Below are 17,032 nucleotides of genomic sequence, written 5' to 3'. Positions count from 1 at the left end.
GCTGCGCGCGGCCGCCGGTCTCTGACCGGGTCCGCGCCTGCCGTGGCTGAAGCGGTAGCACCGACGGCGCCCTCCGTTCCGACGGAGGGCGCCGTTTGCATGCCCGGCTCGTCGTCCGCGGCGCCGCCATCCTCCGACATCCCCGAGGTTCCGGATATATCGCCGGAAGAGAACACTCCCGACGTGGCCCGTGAATCACTCCCGGACCCGGAATCCGTTGCGGTGAAGGAGTTATCGCCGCATTCCGAACACGACACAGCGGAGCCGGCGTCGCTCGGCGAACAGGGTTCGGACGCGGTGGACGACGCGGATCCGCTGACCTCGGCGAAGGGGGCCGGTGAAACCCGGCTCGACAAACCGATCGCCCGGGTGCTGCCGTTGCTCGAACCCGCCCATCTGGACCGCGATTTCGACTACTCGGTGCCGCCGGAGATGGATGAGCTCGCCCAGCCCGGGGTACGCGTGCGGGTGCGATTCTCCGGCCGCCTGGTCGACGGATACATCCTCGAAAGGCTCGCGCGCACCGAACATTCCGGAAAGATTCAGCCGCTGCAGCGGGTGGTGTCCGGCGAGCGCGTCCTCACCCCGGAGATCGTTCGCCTGGTATCGGCCGTGGCCGCCCGCTACGCCGGAACGCGGGCCGATGTGCTGCGGCTGGCGATTCCGCCGCGGCATGCGCGCACCGAGGCGGCCGAACCGAAATCCGTTGATCTGCCCGAGATTCCGCTCGATTTCCCGGCCTGGTCGCACTACGTGCACGGCGGTTCGTTCCTGTCCGCGCTGCGCCGGGGCAGCGGCCCGCGCGCGGCCTGGCAGGCGATGCCCGGGGAGCAGTGGCCGCGCCGGCTCGCGGAATTGGCGGCCACCACGGTCGCGAGCGGGCGCAGTGCGATCGTGATGGTTCCGGATCAACGCGATCTGGACCGGGTCGTCGCGGAATGTGCTGCCCTGATAGGGGATTCGGTGGTGGGCCTGTCGGCCGGACTGGGGCCCGCGGCCCGGTACCGGCGCTGGCTCGCGGTGCTGCGTGGCACCGCACGGGTCGTGGTCGGAACGCGCAGTGCGGTTTTCGCGCCGGCGCGGGAACTGGGCTTGATCGTGGTGTGGGACGACGGCGACGACACCTATGCCGAACCGCGCGCACCTTATCCGCACGCCCGCGAGGTCGCGATGCTGCGTGCCCACGACACCGGCGCGGCCTTCGTGGTGGCCGGGTTCGCGCGGACCGCGGAGGCGCAGGCCATCGTCGAATCCGGATGGGCGCACGACCTGATCGCCGATCGGAAGACGTTGCGCGCCGGCACTCCTCGAATCCATGCGCCGGGCGACAGCGATATCGCCTTGGAGCGCGATCCGATGGCGCGCGCGATCCGCATCCCCGGCACCGCCTTCGCCGCGGCGCGCCGGGCCTTGGCAGCCGGTGACCCGGTGCTGGTGCAGGTCCCACGGCGCGGATACGTTCCGGCGCTGGCGTGCGCGACATGCCGCACCCCGGCCCGCTGCCGGCACTGCAACGGCCCGCTCTCGCTGCCGGAGAGCGGTACCTGGGGCAGGCGAGACGCCCGGCGGGCCGTCGATTCCCGGGCCGGGGCACAGTCCCGGCGTGGATCGACGCGGTCGGCCGATGATGCGACGGCGGCCGGCCGAGCCGGCGAGACATCCGTCGAGGATCATCGAGCGGAACATACCGGCCCGCGGCATCCGGAGCCCGCACGCTCGGACACGGCCGCGGGCGAACGCCGACCCGCGGCAGTTCCCTTGGGCAGCAAGGGTTCCGGCGATATCGCCCAGAGCCCGAGCTGTCGCTGGTGCGGCAAGGTGGAACCGGCCTTCCGGTGCGGCGCGTGCGGTTCCCGGGTACTGCGGGCGGTGGTGATCGGCGCCCAGCGCACCGCGGAGGAATTGGGCCGTGCCTTTCCCGGGGTGCCGATCCGGGGTTCCGGCGGCGCCGCCGTGCTGGATTCGGTCCCGGAGGGCCCCCAGGTGGTGGTCGCGACCATCGGAGCCGAACCCGACGTGCCGGGTGGGTACGCGGTGGCGCTGCTGCTCGACGGCTGGGCGCTGCTCGGCCGCGCGGACCTGCGTGCCGCCGAGGACGCGCTGCGGCGCTGGATGTCGGCCGCCGCCCTGGTCCGCCCCGCGGGTGAGGTGCTCGTGATGGCCGAACCGTCGCTGCCGACCGTGCAGGCACTGGTGCGCTGGGATCCGATCGGCCACGCCCGCCACGAACTCGCCGCTCGCACCGAGGTTCGCTTCCCGCCCGCGGTGCGCCTGGCCGCCGTCGACGGCACGACCGCCACCATCGGCGAACTCCTCGGTGAGACGGCACTACCGGACGGTGTCGAGGTGCTGGGCCCGGTGCCGCTGCCGCCCGGCGCCCGCACGCCGTTCTCCGGCGATGCGGCGCCCGCCGAGGTCGAACGGATGATTCTCCGGGTCGACCGGCGAGCGGGCTCGGCGTTGTCGCGCTCGCTGGCCGGCGCCCTCGCAGTGCGCAGCAGTCATCGCTCGGACGGTCCGTTGCGGGTACAGATCGATCCGGTCGACATCGGCTGACGCACAAGCGAATTCGGCGTGCCGGGCCAGGGGCACGGGGTGATGTTCAGCGGAACATGTCGATATTGCGTCGTGCCCACGCCGAGAAGGGTCGCGGTGCACGGCCGAGGACCGCCTCGACATCGTCGCTGACCCGCAATTCCTCGGGCGTCGGCGCACCGATGATCGCCAGGGTCGTGTCGGCGGCGTCGGCGGGCATCACGGTGAGCAGTTGCGCGCGCGCCTGCTCGGCTGTCTGCTCGACGAAACGCACCGGCTCGCCGAGCGTTTCGGCCAGGGCCCGCGCCCGATCGCGCGGAGATTCGGGCGCGGGACCGGTGAGCACGTAGGTCCGTCCGGTGTGACCGGCCTCGCGCAGGGCGGTGGCGGCCACGGCGGCGATATCGTCGGGGTCCACGAAGGGGATCGCGACATCACCGAACGGCGCGGTGACCGTCCGCTGCGTGCGTACCGCGTCCGCCCACATCGCTACGTTCGATTGAAAACCGCTCGGCCGCAATATGGTCCATTCCAGTCCCGAGTTCTGGACGGCAACTTCGACCTGCTTTCCGAACTGTCCGTGCGAGGCGCTGTCGGGCCGGGTTCCGACGCCCTGTGACGACAACAGGACGATTCGCCGCACACCCGCATCGCGTGCCGCGGTCAGCACTCCCGGCACATCTGCGGCCAGCGATCCCGGCGCGAGTAGCAGGAACAGCTGTTCCGCGCCATCGAGGGCCGCCGCGACCTCGCCCGTATTCGTCAGATCGGCCGCAACGTGCCGCACGCCGTGGGGGAGGTCGTCGGGACGGCGGCGGGATACGGCAGTCACCTTCTCGCCGGCTTCGGCGAGCATCCGCACCAACGGTCGTCCGACGTTGCCGGTCGCTCCGGTTACCACAATCATCTTCGCTCCTGAGTTAGTTGACTGACTAACAGGACCGTACGGCATGAGCTTCGATGTGTCTATAGTCAGTTGTATGACTAACTCGCTCGACAGCAAGCGGTCCGGCGGTAAGCGGGAACGGCTCGCCGCCGCGGCCGCCGAGGTCTTCCACCGGCAGGGGGTCGAGAAGACGACGATCGCCGACATCGCCCGGGCTGCCGAGGTGCCGGTCGGCAATGTGTACTACTACTTCAAGACCAAGGATCAGCTGATCCAGGCGGCAATCGGGGCTCACGCCCACAGCCTGGAGGGCTTCCTTGCCGAACTCGACCGGGAAGCCCGGCCGGCCGATCGGCTGCGGGCGTTGATCCGGTCCTGGGTCGACCAGCGCGATGTCGCGGCCCGATACGGATGTCCGTCCGGCACTCTGGCCGCCGAACTCGACAAACGCTCCGACGGTCTGGAGCGTGAGCTGGCCGAGGTGATGGGCGTCCTGCTGGACTGGGTGCAGCGGCAATTCGAGCAGATGGGCCGCGCCGATGCGCGCGAACTGGCCGTCGCGCTGATCGCCTCCTATCAAGGAATCTCCTTGCTCACCAACACTTTTCGTGATCCGGAGCTGATGCGCGCGGAGGGTGACCGGCTGGAGCGCTGGATCGGTTCGCTCGCCGCCTGAGCCACAGCACGCGCTGTGGCGCGTTCCATACTTGTCAAAGATGCATTGCCGATATATCGTTGATTGCGTCAACGTAAGACGATGCCCGAGGAGGCAATCATGGAACGCATGGAGAACATGGACAGGTTCGGCCGCGGCCGCCGTCGCGGACCCCGGCCGGACCCGCAGGAACGCGGCGGACACGAACAGTTCCGTCGCCATCCGCGCGGACACGGCTTCGGGCCGTTCGGTCCGGATTTCGGACCCGGATTCGGTCCGGGCGGCCATGTCGGTCGCGGTCGCGGCCGTGGTGGACGCGGACGGCGCGGAGATGTCCGCGCGGCGATTCTGCTGCTGGTGCAGGAACGTCCGATGCACGGCTACGAGCTGATCCAGCAGATCCGCGAGCGCAGCGACGACATCTGGCGGCCCAGCCCCGGCTCGATCTACCCGGCACTGTCCCAGCTCGAGGACGAGGGCCTGGTGATCATCGAGAAGGTGGCCGGTCGCAAAACCGCCAAACTCACCGACGCGGGCGCCGAGTACGTCACCGAACATCGCGACGAACTGGGCGATCCCTGGCAGGACGTCCGCGAGGGCGTCGGCGACCAGGCGCTGGACCTGCGCGAACTGGTCGGCCAGCTGATGGGTGCGGTCGGGCAGGTCGCCCGCGCCGGCACTCCGGAACAGGCCGGTAAGGCGGCCGAGGTCCTTACCGAGGCCCGGCGCTCGATCTACCGGATCCTCGCCGACGACGACACCACCGCGGCCGAGTGAGACGAATACCGTTGGCCCGTCGCATGTACCGGTCCGGACGGCGCACAATCGGAATATGGGACGAGGTCGGAAACATCGAGACGGGGGCCTCGCCTGGCGTAGGGCGTTCGCGGCGGTGGCGACGTGCGGGGCGGTGTTCGGCGGCAGCGCGAATGCCTGGGCCGAACCTCCCGCATCGCCGCCGCCGGACACCCGCCCGGTGGTGGTCCCGACCGAATGGGGACCACCGCAGGGCAACCATCTCACCGCCTCGCGCTATCTGAAAGCGCACCCCGGCGCAACGCCGTGGGGCACCAACGATTTCAGCTGCCGGCCCAGCGCCCGGCATCCGCGCCCGGTCATCCTGGCCCACGGGACCGACGCCACCGCCTATACCGACTGGGGCGGTATCGGCCCGCAACTCGTCACCGCGGGCTTCTGCGTCTTCGCCCCGGACTACGGGGGCAAACCGGATGCGACCAGTTACGGCACCGAGGATCTGTGGGCATCATCGCGACAGTTCGGCGCCTTCGTCGACCGGGTCCTGTCGGCCACCGGCGCAGACAAGGTCGACCTGGTCGGATTTTCCCAGGGCGCCAACATCACTCGGTACTACATCGACAAGCTCGGCGGGGCTCCCGAGGTCGATCAGTGGATCGGGCTCGCCTCGCCCAGCTACGGCGGCCAGATGTACGGGCTGGTTCCGCTCGCCGATGCCGTGCCGAATCTGTGGAACGCCTATCGGCAGGTCACCTCGCTCGCCGCCGTTCAGCAGGCCCAGGGCTCGCCGTTCATGCGCGAACTCAACGCGGGCGGCGACACGGTCCCCGGTGTGCGGTACACCACGGTCGGCAGCCGTGTCGACGAGATGATCCAGCCCTACACCAATATCGCCCTGACCGGTCCGGGTGCGCGCAACATCGTGCTCCAGGATCTGTGCCCGATCGACCTGACCGGGCATTTCCACATGGTGTACGACCCGTTCGTCCAGCAACTCCTGCTCACTCTGCTCGCCCCCGAGCAAGCACCGCTGCCGCACTGCGCCTACGTGCCGCTGGGCACCGGAATCGGTGAGGTGATCCTGGGCGCGCATTCCTGACGAAACGGATTTCCGGCCGCCCGTAAAATGGGGCGACCGCAATGTCGTCTCGCCCGGGAGTGTGCCTGTGACAATCCAGCCCGTTCGCCTGTTCGGCGATCCCGTCCTGCGCGCCCGCGCGGACGAGGTCGACGCCTTCGACAGGGAACTCGAGCAGCTGGTCACCGACCTCACCGACACCATGCACGCCAGTCGCGGAGTCGGCATGGCCGCCCCGCAGATCGGGGTCGGCCTGCGGGTGTTCGTCTACGACACCGGCGATGCCGCCGGACACGTGGTGAATCCGGTCTTCGAGGTCCTCGGGACCGACGAGCAGACCGGACCGGAGGGCTGCCTGTCGATTCCGGGGCTGCGCTACGACGTGACCCGTGCCCACCGCGTGGTGGCGCACGGGCTCGACAGGCATGGTGAGCCGGTGAAATTCGAGGCCGAGGGGCTGCTCGCGCGCTGCGTGCAGCACGAAACCGATCATCTCGACGGCGTGCTGTATCTGCAGCGGCTGGAACCGGCCACCCGCAAACAGGCCATGCGCGCGGTGCGGGAATCGGAGTGGTTCGCCGCCGGTAAGACGGTGATGTCGGCGGCCGAGGTCGCCGGCAGCCGTCCCGAGTCCGGGCGGGGCGAGTAGATGCGCCTGGTGTTCGCGGGGACTCCCGAACCGGCCGTTCCGTCCCTGCGGCGGCTCATCGAATCCGAGCGCCACGAGGTGGTGGCGGTGGTGACGAGGCCGGATGCGGTGGCCGGGCGCGGTCGCAAGGTCACGCGCTCGCCGATCGGGCGGCTGGCCGACGAATACGGCATTCCGGTGCTGACCCCGCGCAAACCCTCGGAGCCGGAATTCGTTGCGGCACTGACGGATCTGTCGCCCGACTGCTGTCCGGTGGTCGCGTACGGCGCGTTGCTGCCGCGGGGGGTGCTCGACATCCCGCGGCACGGCTGGGTCAATCTGCACTTCTCGCTGCTGCCCGCGTGGCGTGGCGCGGCGCCGGTGCAGGCGGCGGTCCTGGCCGGCGACGAAATCACCGGCGCCTCGACCTTCCGTATCGAGGAGGGCTTGGACACGGGGCCGGTCTACGGCGTGGTCACCGAACGCATCGGCATCACCGACACCGCCGGATCCCTGTTGGAGCGCCTGTCGATCTCCGGTGCGCAGCTGCTCGAATCCACCCTCGACGGCATCGAGGACGGCACCGTACAGGCCGTGCCGCAATCCGGTGAGGGCATTTCCTATGCGCCCAAGGTAGAGGCCGACGAAGGCCACATCCGCTGGGATCAACCGGCGCTGGCGGTCGGCCGCCGGATTCGCGCCGTTACGCCGGCGCCGGGCGCGTGGACCCAGATCGACGGTAAGCGACTGAAACTCGGGCCGGTCGAACTGGTCGAGGACCAACTGCCCGAGCGGGTGATCGAGGTGCGCAAATCCGGTGTCTACATCGGCACCGCCACCACGGCCGTGCGCTTGGATCAGGTTCAACCCCAGGGCAAGCGGATGATGCCGGCCCTGGACTGGGCCCGCGGTGCCCGCCTGCAGCCCGGCGCGGTGGTCGAGTGACCGGCCCACGTCGAGGAGGCGAACGACCCGACCGCGACGGCCGGACGGCCGACGATGCGCGCCGAGGAAAAGGCCGGGCGGACAACGGCTCTCGGCAGCACGGCGACGCGGGGAGAAGTTCGGGCAGCCATGGCGGTGACGCCCCTCGGGCTCGTCGGGGCGAGGGGCGCGATTCGTCGGACGACCGCGGCCGCCGCTCCGGCGCGAATGGTGCTCGCGATGCCGGGCGCGCCGACGCCGGATCCGGACGAGCCCACGGTGCCGCCCCCGGAAGGACCGGCGGTGATGCGTCGAAACGGGCCTCCGAGAAGAGATCGGCAAGGAAATCCGCTGCGGGGCAGCAGAAGTCGTCGCGACCAGAAGCCGGCTCCGGTTCCGCGCGCCGGACCGGTGGCTCCGCAGCCCGGACTCGAGGACGCCGTGGTGTGGTGGGTGACGCTCCCCGGCTCGTCGCCCGGGACGTGCTCCGGGCGGTTCGCGAGCGTGACGCCTACGCGAATCTCGTGCTGCCCGTCCTGCTGCGGGAATACGGATTGTCCGGGCGCGATGCGGCTTTCGCGACCGAGCTCGCCTACGGATCCTGCCGGGCGATGGGGGTCCTCGACGCCGTGATCGCCGACTGCGCGGGACGTCCCATCACCGAGATCGACGGCCCGCTGCTCGACGTCCTGCGCTTGGGCGTCTATCAACTGCTGCGGACCCGAGTGGGATCACACGCCGCGGTGGATACGTCGGTCGATCTGGTGCGTACCGAATCCGGCAGCGGTAAAGCCGGTTTCGTGAACGCGGTGCTGCGCCGGGCCGCGGCGCGGACACCGGAGCAGTGGGTCGAGGATCTGGCGCCCGCGGATCCGATCGGCCGCATGGCATTCGAATTCGGGCATCCGGTCTGGATCGCGCAGGCCTTCGCCGACGCGCTCGGTGCGCGGGCGGGGGAGCTGCGCGATCTGCTCGCCGCCGACGACCAGCGGCCGATCGTCCACCTGGTGGCACGGCCCGGCGATATCACCGCCGAGGAATTGGCCCTGGTCAGTGGCGGTGAGGAAGGGCGTTGGTCACCGTATGCGGTGTACCTGGACAGTGGCGATCCGGGGCAGCTGGAAGCGGTGCGCGAGGGAATGGCCGCCGTGCAGGACGAGGGCAGCCAGCTCGTCGCATTGTCGCTGACCCGGGCGCCGCTGCTGGGCGAGGACGGCGGGCGCTGGCTCGATCTGTGCGCCGGCCCGGGCGGTAAGACCGCGCTGCTCGGCGCCCTGGCCGATATCGATCGGTATCGGGTGGATGCCGTCGAACCCGCCGAACACCGAGCCGATCTGGTGCGCAAGGCGACTCGCGGCCTGCCGGTCACCGTCCATGTGGTCGACGGCCGCGACTCCGGGCTGGAACCCGGCTACGACCGCATCCTGGTCGACGCACCGTGCACCGGACTGGGCGCGCTGCGCAGACGACCGGAGGCGAGGTGGCGGCGCACCCCGGCCGATGTGCGCGACCTGACCACCCTGCAGAGCCAATTGCTCACCGCCGCATGGGATCTGCTGCGCCCGGGCGGTGTGGTGGTGTATTCCACCTGTTCCCCGCACCTGCCCGAAACCGTCTCCGTCGTCTCCGATTTCGTCCGCCGCTCGAACGCCGAACAACTCGACACCCGAACGCTGCTGCCGGGCGTCACCGATATCGGCGACGGTCCCGCCGTCCAGCTCTGGCCGCACCGCCACGGCACCGACGCCATGTTCATGGCCGCGCTGCGCAAACCGCTCTGACACCGCGGGCCGCTCAGCCCGCGAGAACCGCACCGGCGAGGGCGACGCCGGCCACCCAGACGGTCGACAGGAGCGCCAGGATCAGCGGGCGTGGCCCGACTCGGCGCAGGGCGGCCAGGCGTACGCCCGCGCCGAGGGCGAACATGGCGGCGGTGAGCAGAGCGGTCTGAAGCAGTTTGGCCGTGGCGAGTGCCGATTCCGGCAGGAGCCCGGTGGTGCGCAGTGCGGCGCAGGCCAGGAAGGCCACGACGAACAGCGGAATCAGGGGCGGCCTGCGGGTGCCGGGCGCGGCGTCCTCGCGCCGCCGGACCTGCCAGCCGATCACCGCCAGTACCGGTGCCAGCAACACCACGCGCGCGAGTTTCACCACGACCGCGACGGTCAGTGCGGCACCGCCGATGGCGCCTCCGGTCGCGACGACCTGTGCCACCTCGTGCACGGCGCCTCCGGCCCAGATCCCGGCGGTGCGATCGTCGAGGCCCAGCACGCTCGACAGCAGGGGCAGCGCGCCGATCATGATCGTGCCGAAAACGACCACGAGGGCGATCGCGGTGAGCACTTCCTCGTCCTCGGCGTCGACCACGCCGTCCACCGCCGCCGCGGCGGCCGCACCGCAGATGGAGAATCCGCACGCGATCAGCAGTCGCTGCGTCCAGCTCAGACCCAGCAGCCGGCCCATGAACATCGTGCCGCCGATTCCGAGGGCGACGATCGCGACGACCACCGCGATCACCGCGGGCCCGAGCCCGAGGATGTCGGCGAAGGTCAGCTGCAGACCGAGCAGCGCGACGCCGATACGCAGCAGCCGCTTCGCCGAGAACTGCAACCCCGGCTGCACCCGCTGCGGCAAGGGAACGCAATTGGCGAGGACCGCCCCGACCACGATGGCGAGCAGTAGCGGACTGACCGTCGGCGTGAACTGGGCGATGCCCAGCACGAGAGCTGTGATCGCGACGGTCAGGGCCAATCCGGGGACGATGCCGGCCCCGGCCGGCGCACCCGGCCGCTGGGCTCGCCCCGCGAATCCGGTCGGTCCGAGCCACGCTCGCCGGCGGCGTCGTGACGTGCGGGCCGAGGTCTGCGTGCCGGAGGATTCGATGCCGCGCTGCGGACCGGCCGCGCGGTCGGTATCTCCGGTTCGGTCCGGCGCGCCGGGACCGGTGCTACCAGGCGCTTCGTCGGCGGACCCGGCCGCTCGCGAGGAATCCAGACTTGTCATGACGACAACGGTCTCGCGAATCGGTGCGGTCCGGTAGCGGCCGAAACGGCATCGGACTCATATCATGGTGATATGGGCTGTGTCCGATGCATATGATTACGGTATGGCCGATATCCGCCCCGACCTGGGTTTCCTGGAGCTGCTGGTCGCCATCGACGACCACGGCAGTCTCGGCGCCGCCGCACGCTCGATCGGCATGGCACAACCGAACGCCAGCCGCGCGGTGCGGCAGTGGGAGCATCGGCTGGGCCTCGCCCTGCTGCGGCGCTCACCGCGCGGCTCCACGCTCACTCCGGCGGGGACCGTCGTCGTGCACTGGGCGCGCGAGGTGCTGGCGGATGTGGACCGGCTACTCGATGCCGCCGCCGCGCTGCGCACCGATCAGGAGGCCGAACTCACCGTCGCTGCCAGCATGACGGTCGCGGAATGTCTGCTGCCGGGGTGGCTCGGCGCGTTCCGCCGCGGCCATCCGGATGTGAAAGTCCATCTCCAGGTGCATAATTCGCGACAAGTGTGCGATCGGCTGGTGGCGGGGGAATGCGATCTGGGATTCGTCGAATCGCCGGCCGTGCCCGAGGGATTGCCGCATGTGACCGTGGCGCACGATCGTCTGCTCGTCGTGGTCGATCCCGGGCATCCGTGGGCGCGGCGCCGCATCCCGCTCACCGTCGCCGAACTGGCCGCGACACCGCTGGTCGTACGTGAACCCGGTTCCGGTACCCGCAGCACGCTCGATGTCGCATTGGCCGAATATCCGCGTGCCGAACCGCTTCTGGAGCTCGGCAGCGCCGCGGCCATCCGCACCAGCGTGCTCGGCGGCGTGGGACCCGCGGTCCTCAGCACCCTCGCGGTCGGCGATCAGCTCGAGCGCGGCGAACTGCGCGCCGTCGCCGTCGAGGGCCTGGACCTGCGGCGCACCCTGCGCGCGGTGTGGCGTCCACCGCGCAAACTCGGCGGCCCGGCCGGGCAACTGGTGTCGGCCATCGTGCACGCCCAGCGCGCCGCGCCACCGCGAGCGTCCGCTCCGGCGTAACCGCCGGCCTCACTCGCGGGCGCTCTGCTCCCGCAGCCGCGCAAGCGTTTTCGCCAGAATCCGGGATACGTGCATCTGCGATATCCCCATCCGCTGCGCGATCTGGGTCTGCGTCATCGATTCGAAGAACCGCATGGTGAGAATGCGCCGTTCGCGTTCGGGCAGGCCCGCGAGCAGCGGCCGGATCGCCACGTACTCCTCGACTCGGTCGAACTGCGACTCCTCTTCGCCGAGAGTGTCCAGCAGCGAGGCCTCGGTATCGCGGCCCACCGATACCGCGTCGATGGAACTGGGCTGATACGCGTTGCCCGCGATGACGGCCTGGGTCACCTCGTCGGGATGGATGTCGAGTTCGGCGGCGATCTCTTTGGCGGTCGGAGAGCGGCCCAGCGACTGCGAAAGCGAATCGATCGCGGAGCCGATGCGCAGATGGGTCTCCTTGACCCGCCGCGGCACCCGCATCGCCCAGGTGTTGTCGCGGAAGTAGCGCCGCACCTCGCCCATGATGGTGGGCACCGCGAAGGACAGGAAGTTCGAGCCCCGCGAGACGTCGAACCGATCGACCGCGTGGACCAGCCCGACGCGGGCCACCTGCGTCAGATCGTCGAACGGCTCGCCGCGACCGCTGAATTTGCGGGCGATGTGGTCCGCCAACGGAATACAGCGGTTGATCAACTCGTCGCGCAATTCGGCGCGGCGGTCCTCACCGGCCTCCGACAGTGCCTGGAACAGCAAATTCACATCGTCGTAGCCGGAGACCGAACCGGTGACCTCGGCGACCTCGTCGCCGTCTTCGTCGTCGTCCGGGGTGTTCTCGCCGCCGTGCGCACGGCCATCGCCGTCCTCGGCGCCGGTGTCGTCAGGGGATCCGCTCGCGGCCGTACCCGCGGTGTCCTCGGCGTCGTCGGCCTCGAACACGCTGTCGTGCTCGGCCACTACGCCTTCCCCCGGACCCGGCGAAATTCCACCACCGTCGGGTATCCGGAAATCGCCGAATCGAAGGGTTCCTGCGCGACCTCGATCCCATCGGTGAGGGTCCGCAGTACATGCCAGCCGAAGCTGCGCTGGTCGGGCAGTTTCGAGGTGGCCGCGATTCCGGCCACCCGGACGAGGAGATCGGTGTCGCCAACGGTGAAGCGGCACTGCAGGGTGCTGCCGGGGACGGCGAGTTCGATCAGCGTCGAGCACGCCTCGTCGACGGCCAGCCGGATGTCGGCGACCTCGTCGAGTGTGAAATCGCTGAGCAGGACCAGTGTTTCGGCCAATCCGCGCACGATGGGCAGTTGCGACACCGTGGCCGCTACTCCGATTTCGACGGGTGTGCTGCGCAGTCCCTCTTCAGCCGACATGTTGATCACCCTACGAAGGCTACCCAACTTCGCGTCGCGCAATCGTCGACAGTGCCGAAAACCGGTGTGATCGACCCAGTACACTCACGCGCTGTGTCCACCTCGAATTCCCACTTTCACCGGCCGTCGCCGATGATCGCACCGTCCATCCTGTCCGCTGATTTCGCTCATCTGGCGGAGGAGGTACGCGCCGTCGAGGGAGCGGACTGGCTGCACGTCGATGTGATGGACAACCACTTCGTACCGAACCTGACCCTGGGTCTGCCCGTGGTGCAGAGTCTGCTGAAGACCACCGACATCCCGCTGGACTGCCATCTGATGATCGAGGACCCGGCCCGCTGGGCGCCCCCGTACGCGGAGGCCGGTGCCTACAACGTGACCTTCCACGCCGAGGCGACCGACGATCCGGTCGCGGTGGCTCGCGATATCCACGCCGCCGGCGCGAAGGCCGGATTGTCGGTGAAACCGAACACACCCATCGAGCCGTATCTGGAAATTCTCCGCGACTTCGACACCCTGCTGGTGATGAGCGTCGAGCCCGGATTCGGCGGGCAGTCGTTCATTCCGCACGTGCTGGAGAAGGCGCGCGCGGTTCGCCGGCTCGTCGACAGCGGCGAATTGCGTCTGGTCGTCGAAATCGACGGTGGCATCAATATGGACACCATCGAAGCCGCCGCGGAGGCCGGGGTGGACTGCTTCGTCGCCGGTTCCGCGGTCTACGGCACGGACGATCCGGCCGCGACCGTGGAAGCCTTGCGCGAGAAGGTCATCGCGACGGAGCAGGCGGCACGGCGCTGAGCCGCGCGGCCTCCACGACCGCGGCCATGGGGACGACCGCGTCGAGATGGTCGGGCGTCTGCACCCAGATTCGATAGCCTGTCCGTTCGTCCTCGGCCGAGGGCAGCACCACGTGGCTGCCCGTGCACGCGACGGTCGTGTACAGCCGGAACAGTTCGGCCGCAACGGATGTGCTGACGCCGGCGGAGCACGACGGGCCGGTGATGAAGGTCCAGCGCCGCGCGCGCGGATGGTGAACCACGGGAGTGACGAGTCCGGACTGGGTGAGCTGGCGCAAGACCCGCTCACCCAGATCGGCCGGCATGGTGACCGCACCGAATTGCTGCCCGACTTCGAGAACGATGTGCCGGGCCGCGTCGTCCACCGTCGCGGGGAGATGAAAAATGCGGCGATACCGCTCGCAACGATCCGTGAGAGACGTATCGATCACTGTGGTCACGCCACACCCCCATGAGGTTGTTGTCCAATGAACTGTTGGAATCAACTGCATAACAATATTGCTACCGAATTCGCCTTGGTGCAAGCGCCGGGGTTGAATTCGCAGTCACGTGGGTAACAAATCGAATTCGGCCGCGATCCGGGCCGGTAGAAGCCGGATATCCGACCGGTGAAAACGTGAATCGAATTCCATTTCTCCGGAAATTGCCGACAATTCCTCTTCGGTATCCGGTGTACCCCCGAATCGCGGGGACGCCGATCGGCCCGCTCGGCGCGCCGCCGAGACGGCGTCCGGTTCAGTGCATATTTCCGGTCCGAAAGTCTCGAATGCCCGGACGCGACCGGTCGGTGGGACGGCCGGATGTGCTCTGCTACAGCGCGTCGTTACGCTGATGACACTGCGGCCCACGGGGGAATACCCCGGGCCGCCGGCACCGTTTGCGCTAGCGGACGCCCCGACGCGGTGGGCGCCGGGCTGACAGGAGATACGGATGTTCACAGGCATCGTCGAGGAGCTGGGCGAGATCGTCGCCGCCGAGCGGTCCGCGGACGCGGCCAGGCTCACCATTCGCGGCGCGACCGTCACCTCCGATGCCCGCCACGGTGACTCCATCGCGGTCAACGGTGTCTGCCTGACCGTGGTCGACGTGGTCGACGGTGACAGCTTCACCACCGATGTGATGGGTGAGACGCTCAATCGTTCCGGCATCGGCAAACTCGACATCGGCTCGAAGGTGAACCTGGAGCGCGCCGCGGCGGTGAACAGCCGGCTCGGTGGCCACATCGTGCAGGGGCACGTCGACGGCACCGGGGTCATCCTGTCGCGCACACCCTCCGACAACTGGGAGGTGGTGCGAATCTCGTTGCCCGACAACCTCGCTCGCTATGTGGTCGAGAAGGGGTCGATCACCGTCGACGGCATCTCGCTGACCGTCTCGGGACTCGGCGTGGACGACGCCGGAGAGCCCGGGCACCGCGACTGGTTCGAGGTCTCGCTGATTCCCACCACCCGCGAACTCACCACCCTCGGGTCCGCGCCCGCCGGCACCACCGTGAATCTGGAGGTCGACGTCATCGCCAAATACGTCGAGCGACTCCAGCAGCGTGGCTAGCCGGAGCAACCGCGACGTCGTATCGGCGACCCGACCCAGTAGGCTCGAGTCGCACCTATTCCGAAGTGGAGCACAGCAGACGTGACCAGGTTCGACACCATCGAGCGCGCAGTCGCCGATCTCGCCGCCGGTAAGGCGGTAGTCGTCGTCGACGACGAGGGCCGGGAGAACGAGGGCGACCTCATCTTCGCCGCGGAGAAGGCGACCCCCGAGCTGGTGGCTTTCATGATCCGATACACCTCCGGCTACATCTGTGTGCCGTTGACCGGTGCGGACTGCGATCGGCTGGGCCTGCCGCCCATGTACTCGATGAACCAGGACAAGCACGGCACCGCGTACACGGTCTCGGTGGACGCGCGAGAAGGCATCAGTACCGGCATCTCCGCCGCCGACCGCGCGACGACCATGCGCCTGCTGGCCGATCCGGCCTCGCGCGCCGACGAGTTCACCCGGCCGGGCCACGTCGTGCCGCTGCGCGCCAAGGATGGCGGAGTGCTGCGCCGCCCGGGCCACACCGAGGCGGCCGTGGACCTGGCCCGGATGGCCGGTCTGAGTCCGGCGGGTGTGATCTGCGAGATCGTCAGCCAGAAGAACGAGGGCGATATGGCCCGCACCGAAGAGTTGCGGATCTTCGCCGACGAGCACGAGCTCGCGCTGATCTCGATCGCCGATATGATCGCGTGGCGCCGCAAGCACGAGAAGCAGGTGGAGCGGATCGCCGAGGCGCGCATCCCCACCAAGTACGGCGAGTTCAAGGCCGTCGGCTACAAGAGCATCTACGACGATGTCGAGCATGTGGCGCTGGTGCGCGGCGATCTGAGCGTCGACGCCGGTGACGATGTTCTGGTGCGTGTGCACTCGGAATGCCTGACCGGTGACGTTTTCGGCTCGCTGCGCTGTGACTGCGGCCCGCAGCTGGACGCGGCGATGGAGATGGTCGCCGCCGAGGGGCGCGGTGTGGTGCTCTACATGCGCGGGCACGAGGGCCGCGGCATCGGCCTGATGCACAAGCTGCAGGCCTATCAGCTGCAGGATTCCGGCCACGACACCGTGGACGCGAATATCGAACTCGGCCTGCCCGCCGATGCCCGCGACTACGGCACGGGCGCGCAGATCCTGGTCGATCTCGGGATCAAGTCGATGCGTCTGCTCACCAACAATCCGGCCAAGCGGGTCGGTCTGGACGGCTACGGCTTGAGCATCACCGAGCGGGTGCCGATGCCGGTGCGCGCCAATGCCGAGAATCTGCGGTATCTGCGTACCAAGCGCGACCGGATGGGCCACGACCTGGTCGGCTTGGACGACCTGGATCTCGGCGAGACCGCACAGTAGTCGGAATTCGAAGAAGGGGTATCGGTCGATGAGCGGTACGGGCGTACCGGAGTTCGCGCTGGCGGACGCGAAGGAGCTGACGGTCGGCATCGTCGCCTCGCGCTGGCACACCACCATCTGCGACACGTTGCTTGCCAACGCCGAGCGGGTGGCCCGGGAAGCGGGCGTCGAGCAGATCACCGTGGTGCGCTGTGCCGGGGCGATGGAGTTGCCGGTAGTCGCGCAGGCGCTGGCCCGCACGCACGACGCGGTCGTGGCGCTGGGCGTCGTGATCCGCGGCGAGACACCGCATTTCGAATACGTCTGCGATGCGGTCACCGCCGGTTTGACGCGAGTGTCGCTGGACGAGGGCACACCGGTCACCAACGGAGTGCTCACGGTGAACACCGAGGAGCAGGCCCTCGACCGTGCGGGCCTGCCGGATTCGGCCGAGAACAAGGGCGAGCAGGCGGGTGCGGCGGCATTGGACGCGGCGCTGACCCTGCGCGCGCTGCGCCGGGAAGTCTGA

At 69.1% G+C, this 17,032-nt stretch carries 17 protein-coding genes; 12 read left to right on the top strand and 5 right to left on the bottom strand.

Translation table 11 applies throughout. The features are described from left to right. Positions 1-315: 315 nt before the first annotated feature. A complete protein-coding gene (locus A5780_RS42315) occupies positions 316-2,556 on the top strand; it encodes a primosomal protein N' (protein ID WP_369829568.1) in 2,241 nt (746 codons plus the stop codon). 46 nt (positions 2,557-2,602) lie between these two features. Here A5780_RS42315 and A5780_RS34180 read toward each other — a convergent pair whose 3' ends face one another. Then, the gene (locus tag A5780_RS34180; protein ID WP_063013375.1) at positions 2,603-3,442 is read right to left on the bottom strand and encodes an NAD(P)H-binding protein; all 840 of its coding nucleotides are present in this window, start codon (positions 3,440-3,442) and stop codon (positions 2,603-2,605) included. Positions 3,443-3,515: 73 nt separating this feature from the next. Between A5780_RS34180 and A5780_RS34175 the strand changes: the two genes are divergently transcribed. The 6 genes from A5780_RS34175 (at position 3,516) to A5780_RS34150 (ending at position 9,243) form a co-directional block, all read left to right on the top strand. Beyond that, positions 3,516-4,097: a TetR/AcrR family transcriptional regulator gene (locus tag A5780_RS34175; protein WP_064902667.1), complete on the top strand. Its 582-nt coding sequence runs from the start codon at positions 3,516-3,518 to the stop codon at positions 4,095-4,097. A 99-nt stretch (positions 4,098-4,196) separates the two neighbouring features. Continuing rightward, entirely contained in the window at positions 4,197-4,853 is a 657-nt protein-coding gene (locus tag A5780_RS34170) for a PadR family transcriptional regulator (protein ID WP_369817501.1), read from the top strand. 55 nt (positions 4,854-4,908) lie between these two features. Next, the gene (locus tag A5780_RS34165; protein ID WP_082976880.1) at positions 4,909-5,931 is read left to right on the top strand and encodes a triacylglycerol lipase; all 1,023 of its coding nucleotides are present in this window, start codon (positions 4,909-4,911) and stop codon (positions 5,929-5,931) included. A gap of 67 nt (positions 5,932-5,998) precedes the next feature. Continuing rightward, positions 5,999-6,559, top strand: coding sequence for a peptide deformylase (gene def / locus A5780_RS34160; RefSeq protein WP_064911104.1), 561 nt, complete (start codon positions 5,999-6,001; stop codon positions 6,557-6,559). After that, positions 6,560-7,483 (top strand): methionyl-tRNA formyltransferase, encoded by a 924-nt coding sequence (gene fmt / locus A5780_RS34155; RefSeq protein WP_064911103.1) that lies wholly within the window; start codon positions 6,560-6,562, stop codon positions 7,481-7,483. A 428-nt stretch (positions 7,484-7,911) separates the two neighbouring features. Next, positions 7,912-9,243: an RsmB/NOP family class I SAM-dependent RNA methyltransferase gene (locus A5780_RS34150; protein WP_030514005.1), complete on the top strand. Its 1,332-nt coding sequence runs from the start codon at positions 7,912-7,914 to the stop codon at positions 9,241-9,243. A gap of 13 nt (positions 9,244-9,256) precedes the next feature. Here the strand turns inward: A5780_RS34150 and A5780_RS34145 are convergent, their stop codons facing one another. Continuing rightward, positions 9,257-10,462, bottom strand: coding sequence for a YeiH family protein (locus A5780_RS34145; protein WP_082976879.1), 1,206 nt, complete (start codon positions 10,460-10,462; stop codon positions 9,257-9,259). Positions 10,463-10,565: 103 nt separating this feature from the next. Between A5780_RS34145 and A5780_RS34140 the strand changes: the two genes are divergently transcribed. Then, a complete protein-coding gene (locus A5780_RS34140; protein WP_063013369.1) occupies positions 10,566-11,495 on the top strand; it encodes a LysR family transcriptional regulator in 930 nt (309 codons plus the stop codon). A gap of 9 nt (positions 11,496-11,504) precedes the next feature. Here A5780_RS34140 and A5780_RS34135 read toward each other — a convergent pair whose 3' ends face one another. Together A5780_RS34135 and A5780_RS34130 are read right to left on the bottom strand one after the other, a co-directional pair. Then, a complete protein-coding gene (locus A5780_RS34135) occupies positions 11,505-12,236 on the bottom strand; it encodes an RNA polymerase sigma factor SigF (RefSeq protein ID WP_063013420.1) in 732 nt (243 codons plus the stop codon). 194 nt (positions 12,237-12,430) lie between these two features. Beyond that, positions 12,431-12,844: an ATP-binding protein gene (locus A5780_RS34130; protein ID WP_227462764.1), complete on the bottom strand. Its 414-nt coding sequence runs from the start codon at positions 12,842-12,844 to the stop codon at positions 12,431-12,433. A gap of 132 nt (positions 12,845-12,976) precedes the next feature. On the opposite strand from A5780_RS34130, the gene rpe reads away from it, so the two are divergent. After that, positions 12,977-13,642: a ribulose-phosphate 3-epimerase gene (gene rpe, locus A5780_RS34125; protein ID WP_064911106.1), complete on the top strand. Its 666-nt coding sequence runs from the start codon at positions 12,977-12,979 to the stop codon at positions 13,640-13,642. Here rpe and A5780_RS34120 read toward each other — a convergent pair. Continuing rightward, complete coding sequence (locus tag A5780_RS34120; protein ID WP_030514011.1) at positions 13,611-14,081, bottom strand: hypothetical protein; 471 nt, start codon at positions 14,079-14,081, stop codon at positions 13,611-13,613. The two genes, rpe and A5780_RS34120, sit on opposite strands and share 32 nt — an antisense overlap. 490 nt (positions 14,082-14,571) lie before the next feature. On the opposite strand from A5780_RS34120, the gene A5780_RS34115 reads away from it, so the two are divergent. The 3 genes from A5780_RS34115 to ribH all read left to right on the top strand — a co-directional run bounded on the left by A5780_RS34115 (position 14,572) and on the right by ribH (position 17,032). Next, positions 14,572-15,192: a riboflavin synthase gene (locus A5780_RS34115; RefSeq protein ID WP_063013367.1), complete on the top strand. Its 621-nt coding sequence runs from the start codon at positions 14,572-14,574 to the stop codon at positions 15,190-15,192. An 81-nt stretch (positions 15,193-15,273) separates the two neighbouring features. Continuing rightward, positions 15,274-16,524, top strand: a complete 1,251-nt coding sequence (locus A5780_RS34110; RefSeq protein WP_063013364.1) for a bifunctional 3,4-dihydroxy-2-butanone-4-phosphate synthase/GTP cyclohydrolase II — start codon at positions 15,274-15,276, stop codon at positions 16,522-16,524. Positions 16,525-16,552: 28 nt separating this feature from the next. Continuing rightward, positions 16,553-17,032 carry a 6,7-dimethyl-8-ribityllumazine synthase gene (ribH, locus tag A5780_RS34105; protein WP_030514014.1) on the top strand — a complete coding sequence of 160 codons (480 nt, stop codon included), beginning with the start codon at positions 16,553-16,555 and terminating at the stop codon, positions 17,030-17,032.

Origin of the sequence: Nocardia sp. 852002-20019_SCH5090214, from assembly GCF_001665865.1 — a bacterium.
In the GTDB taxonomy this organism is placed as follows: Bacteria; Actinomycetota; Actinomycetes; order Mycobacteriales; family Mycobacteriaceae; genus Nocardia; species Nocardia nova.
This window is presented reverse-complemented; position numbering and strand designations above follow the sequence as displayed.

Coding starts and splice junctions, on each gene's coding strand:
- A5780_RS34180 (WP_063013375.1), bottom strand. CDS start 3,442: ATGATTGTGGTAACCGGAGCGACCGGCAACGTCGGACGACCGTTGGTG.
- A5780_RS34175 (WP_064902667.1), top strand. CDS start 3,516: ATGACTAACTCGCTCGACAGCAAGCGGTCCGGCGGTAAGCGGGAACGG.
- A5780_RS34170 (WP_369817501.1), top strand. CDS start 4,197: ATGGAACGCATGGAGAACATGGACAGGTTCGGCCGCGGCCGCCGTCGC.
- A5780_RS34165 (WP_082976880.1), top strand. CDS start 4,909: ATGGGACGAGGTCGGAAACATCGAGACGGGGGCCTCGCCTGGCGTAGG.
- fmt (WP_064911103.1), top strand. CDS start 6,560: ATGCGCCTGGTGTTCGCGGGGACTCCCGAACCGGCCGTTCCGTCCCTG.
- A5780_RS34145 (WP_082976879.1), bottom strand. CDS start 10,462: ATGACAAGTCTGGATTCCTCGCGAGCGGCCGGGTCCGCCGACGAAGCG.
- A5780_RS34140 (WP_063013369.1), top strand. CDS start 10,566: ATGGCCGATATCCGCCCCGACCTGGGTTTCCTGGAGCTGCTGGTCGCC.
- A5780_RS34130 (WP_227462764.1), bottom strand. CDS start 12,844: ATGTCGGCTGAAGAGGGACTGCGCAGCACACCCGTCGAAATCGGAGTA.
- rpe (WP_064911106.1), top strand. CDS start 12,977: ATGATCGCACCGTCCATCCTGTCCGCTGATTTCGCTCATCTGGCGGAG.
- A5780_RS34115 (WP_063013367.1), top strand. CDS start 14,572: ATGTTCACAGGCATCGTCGAGGAGCTGGGCGAGATCGTCGCCGCCGAG.
- ribH (WP_030514014.1), top strand. CDS start 16,553: ATGAGCGGTACGGGCGTACCGGAGTTCGCGCTGGCGGACGCGAAGGAG.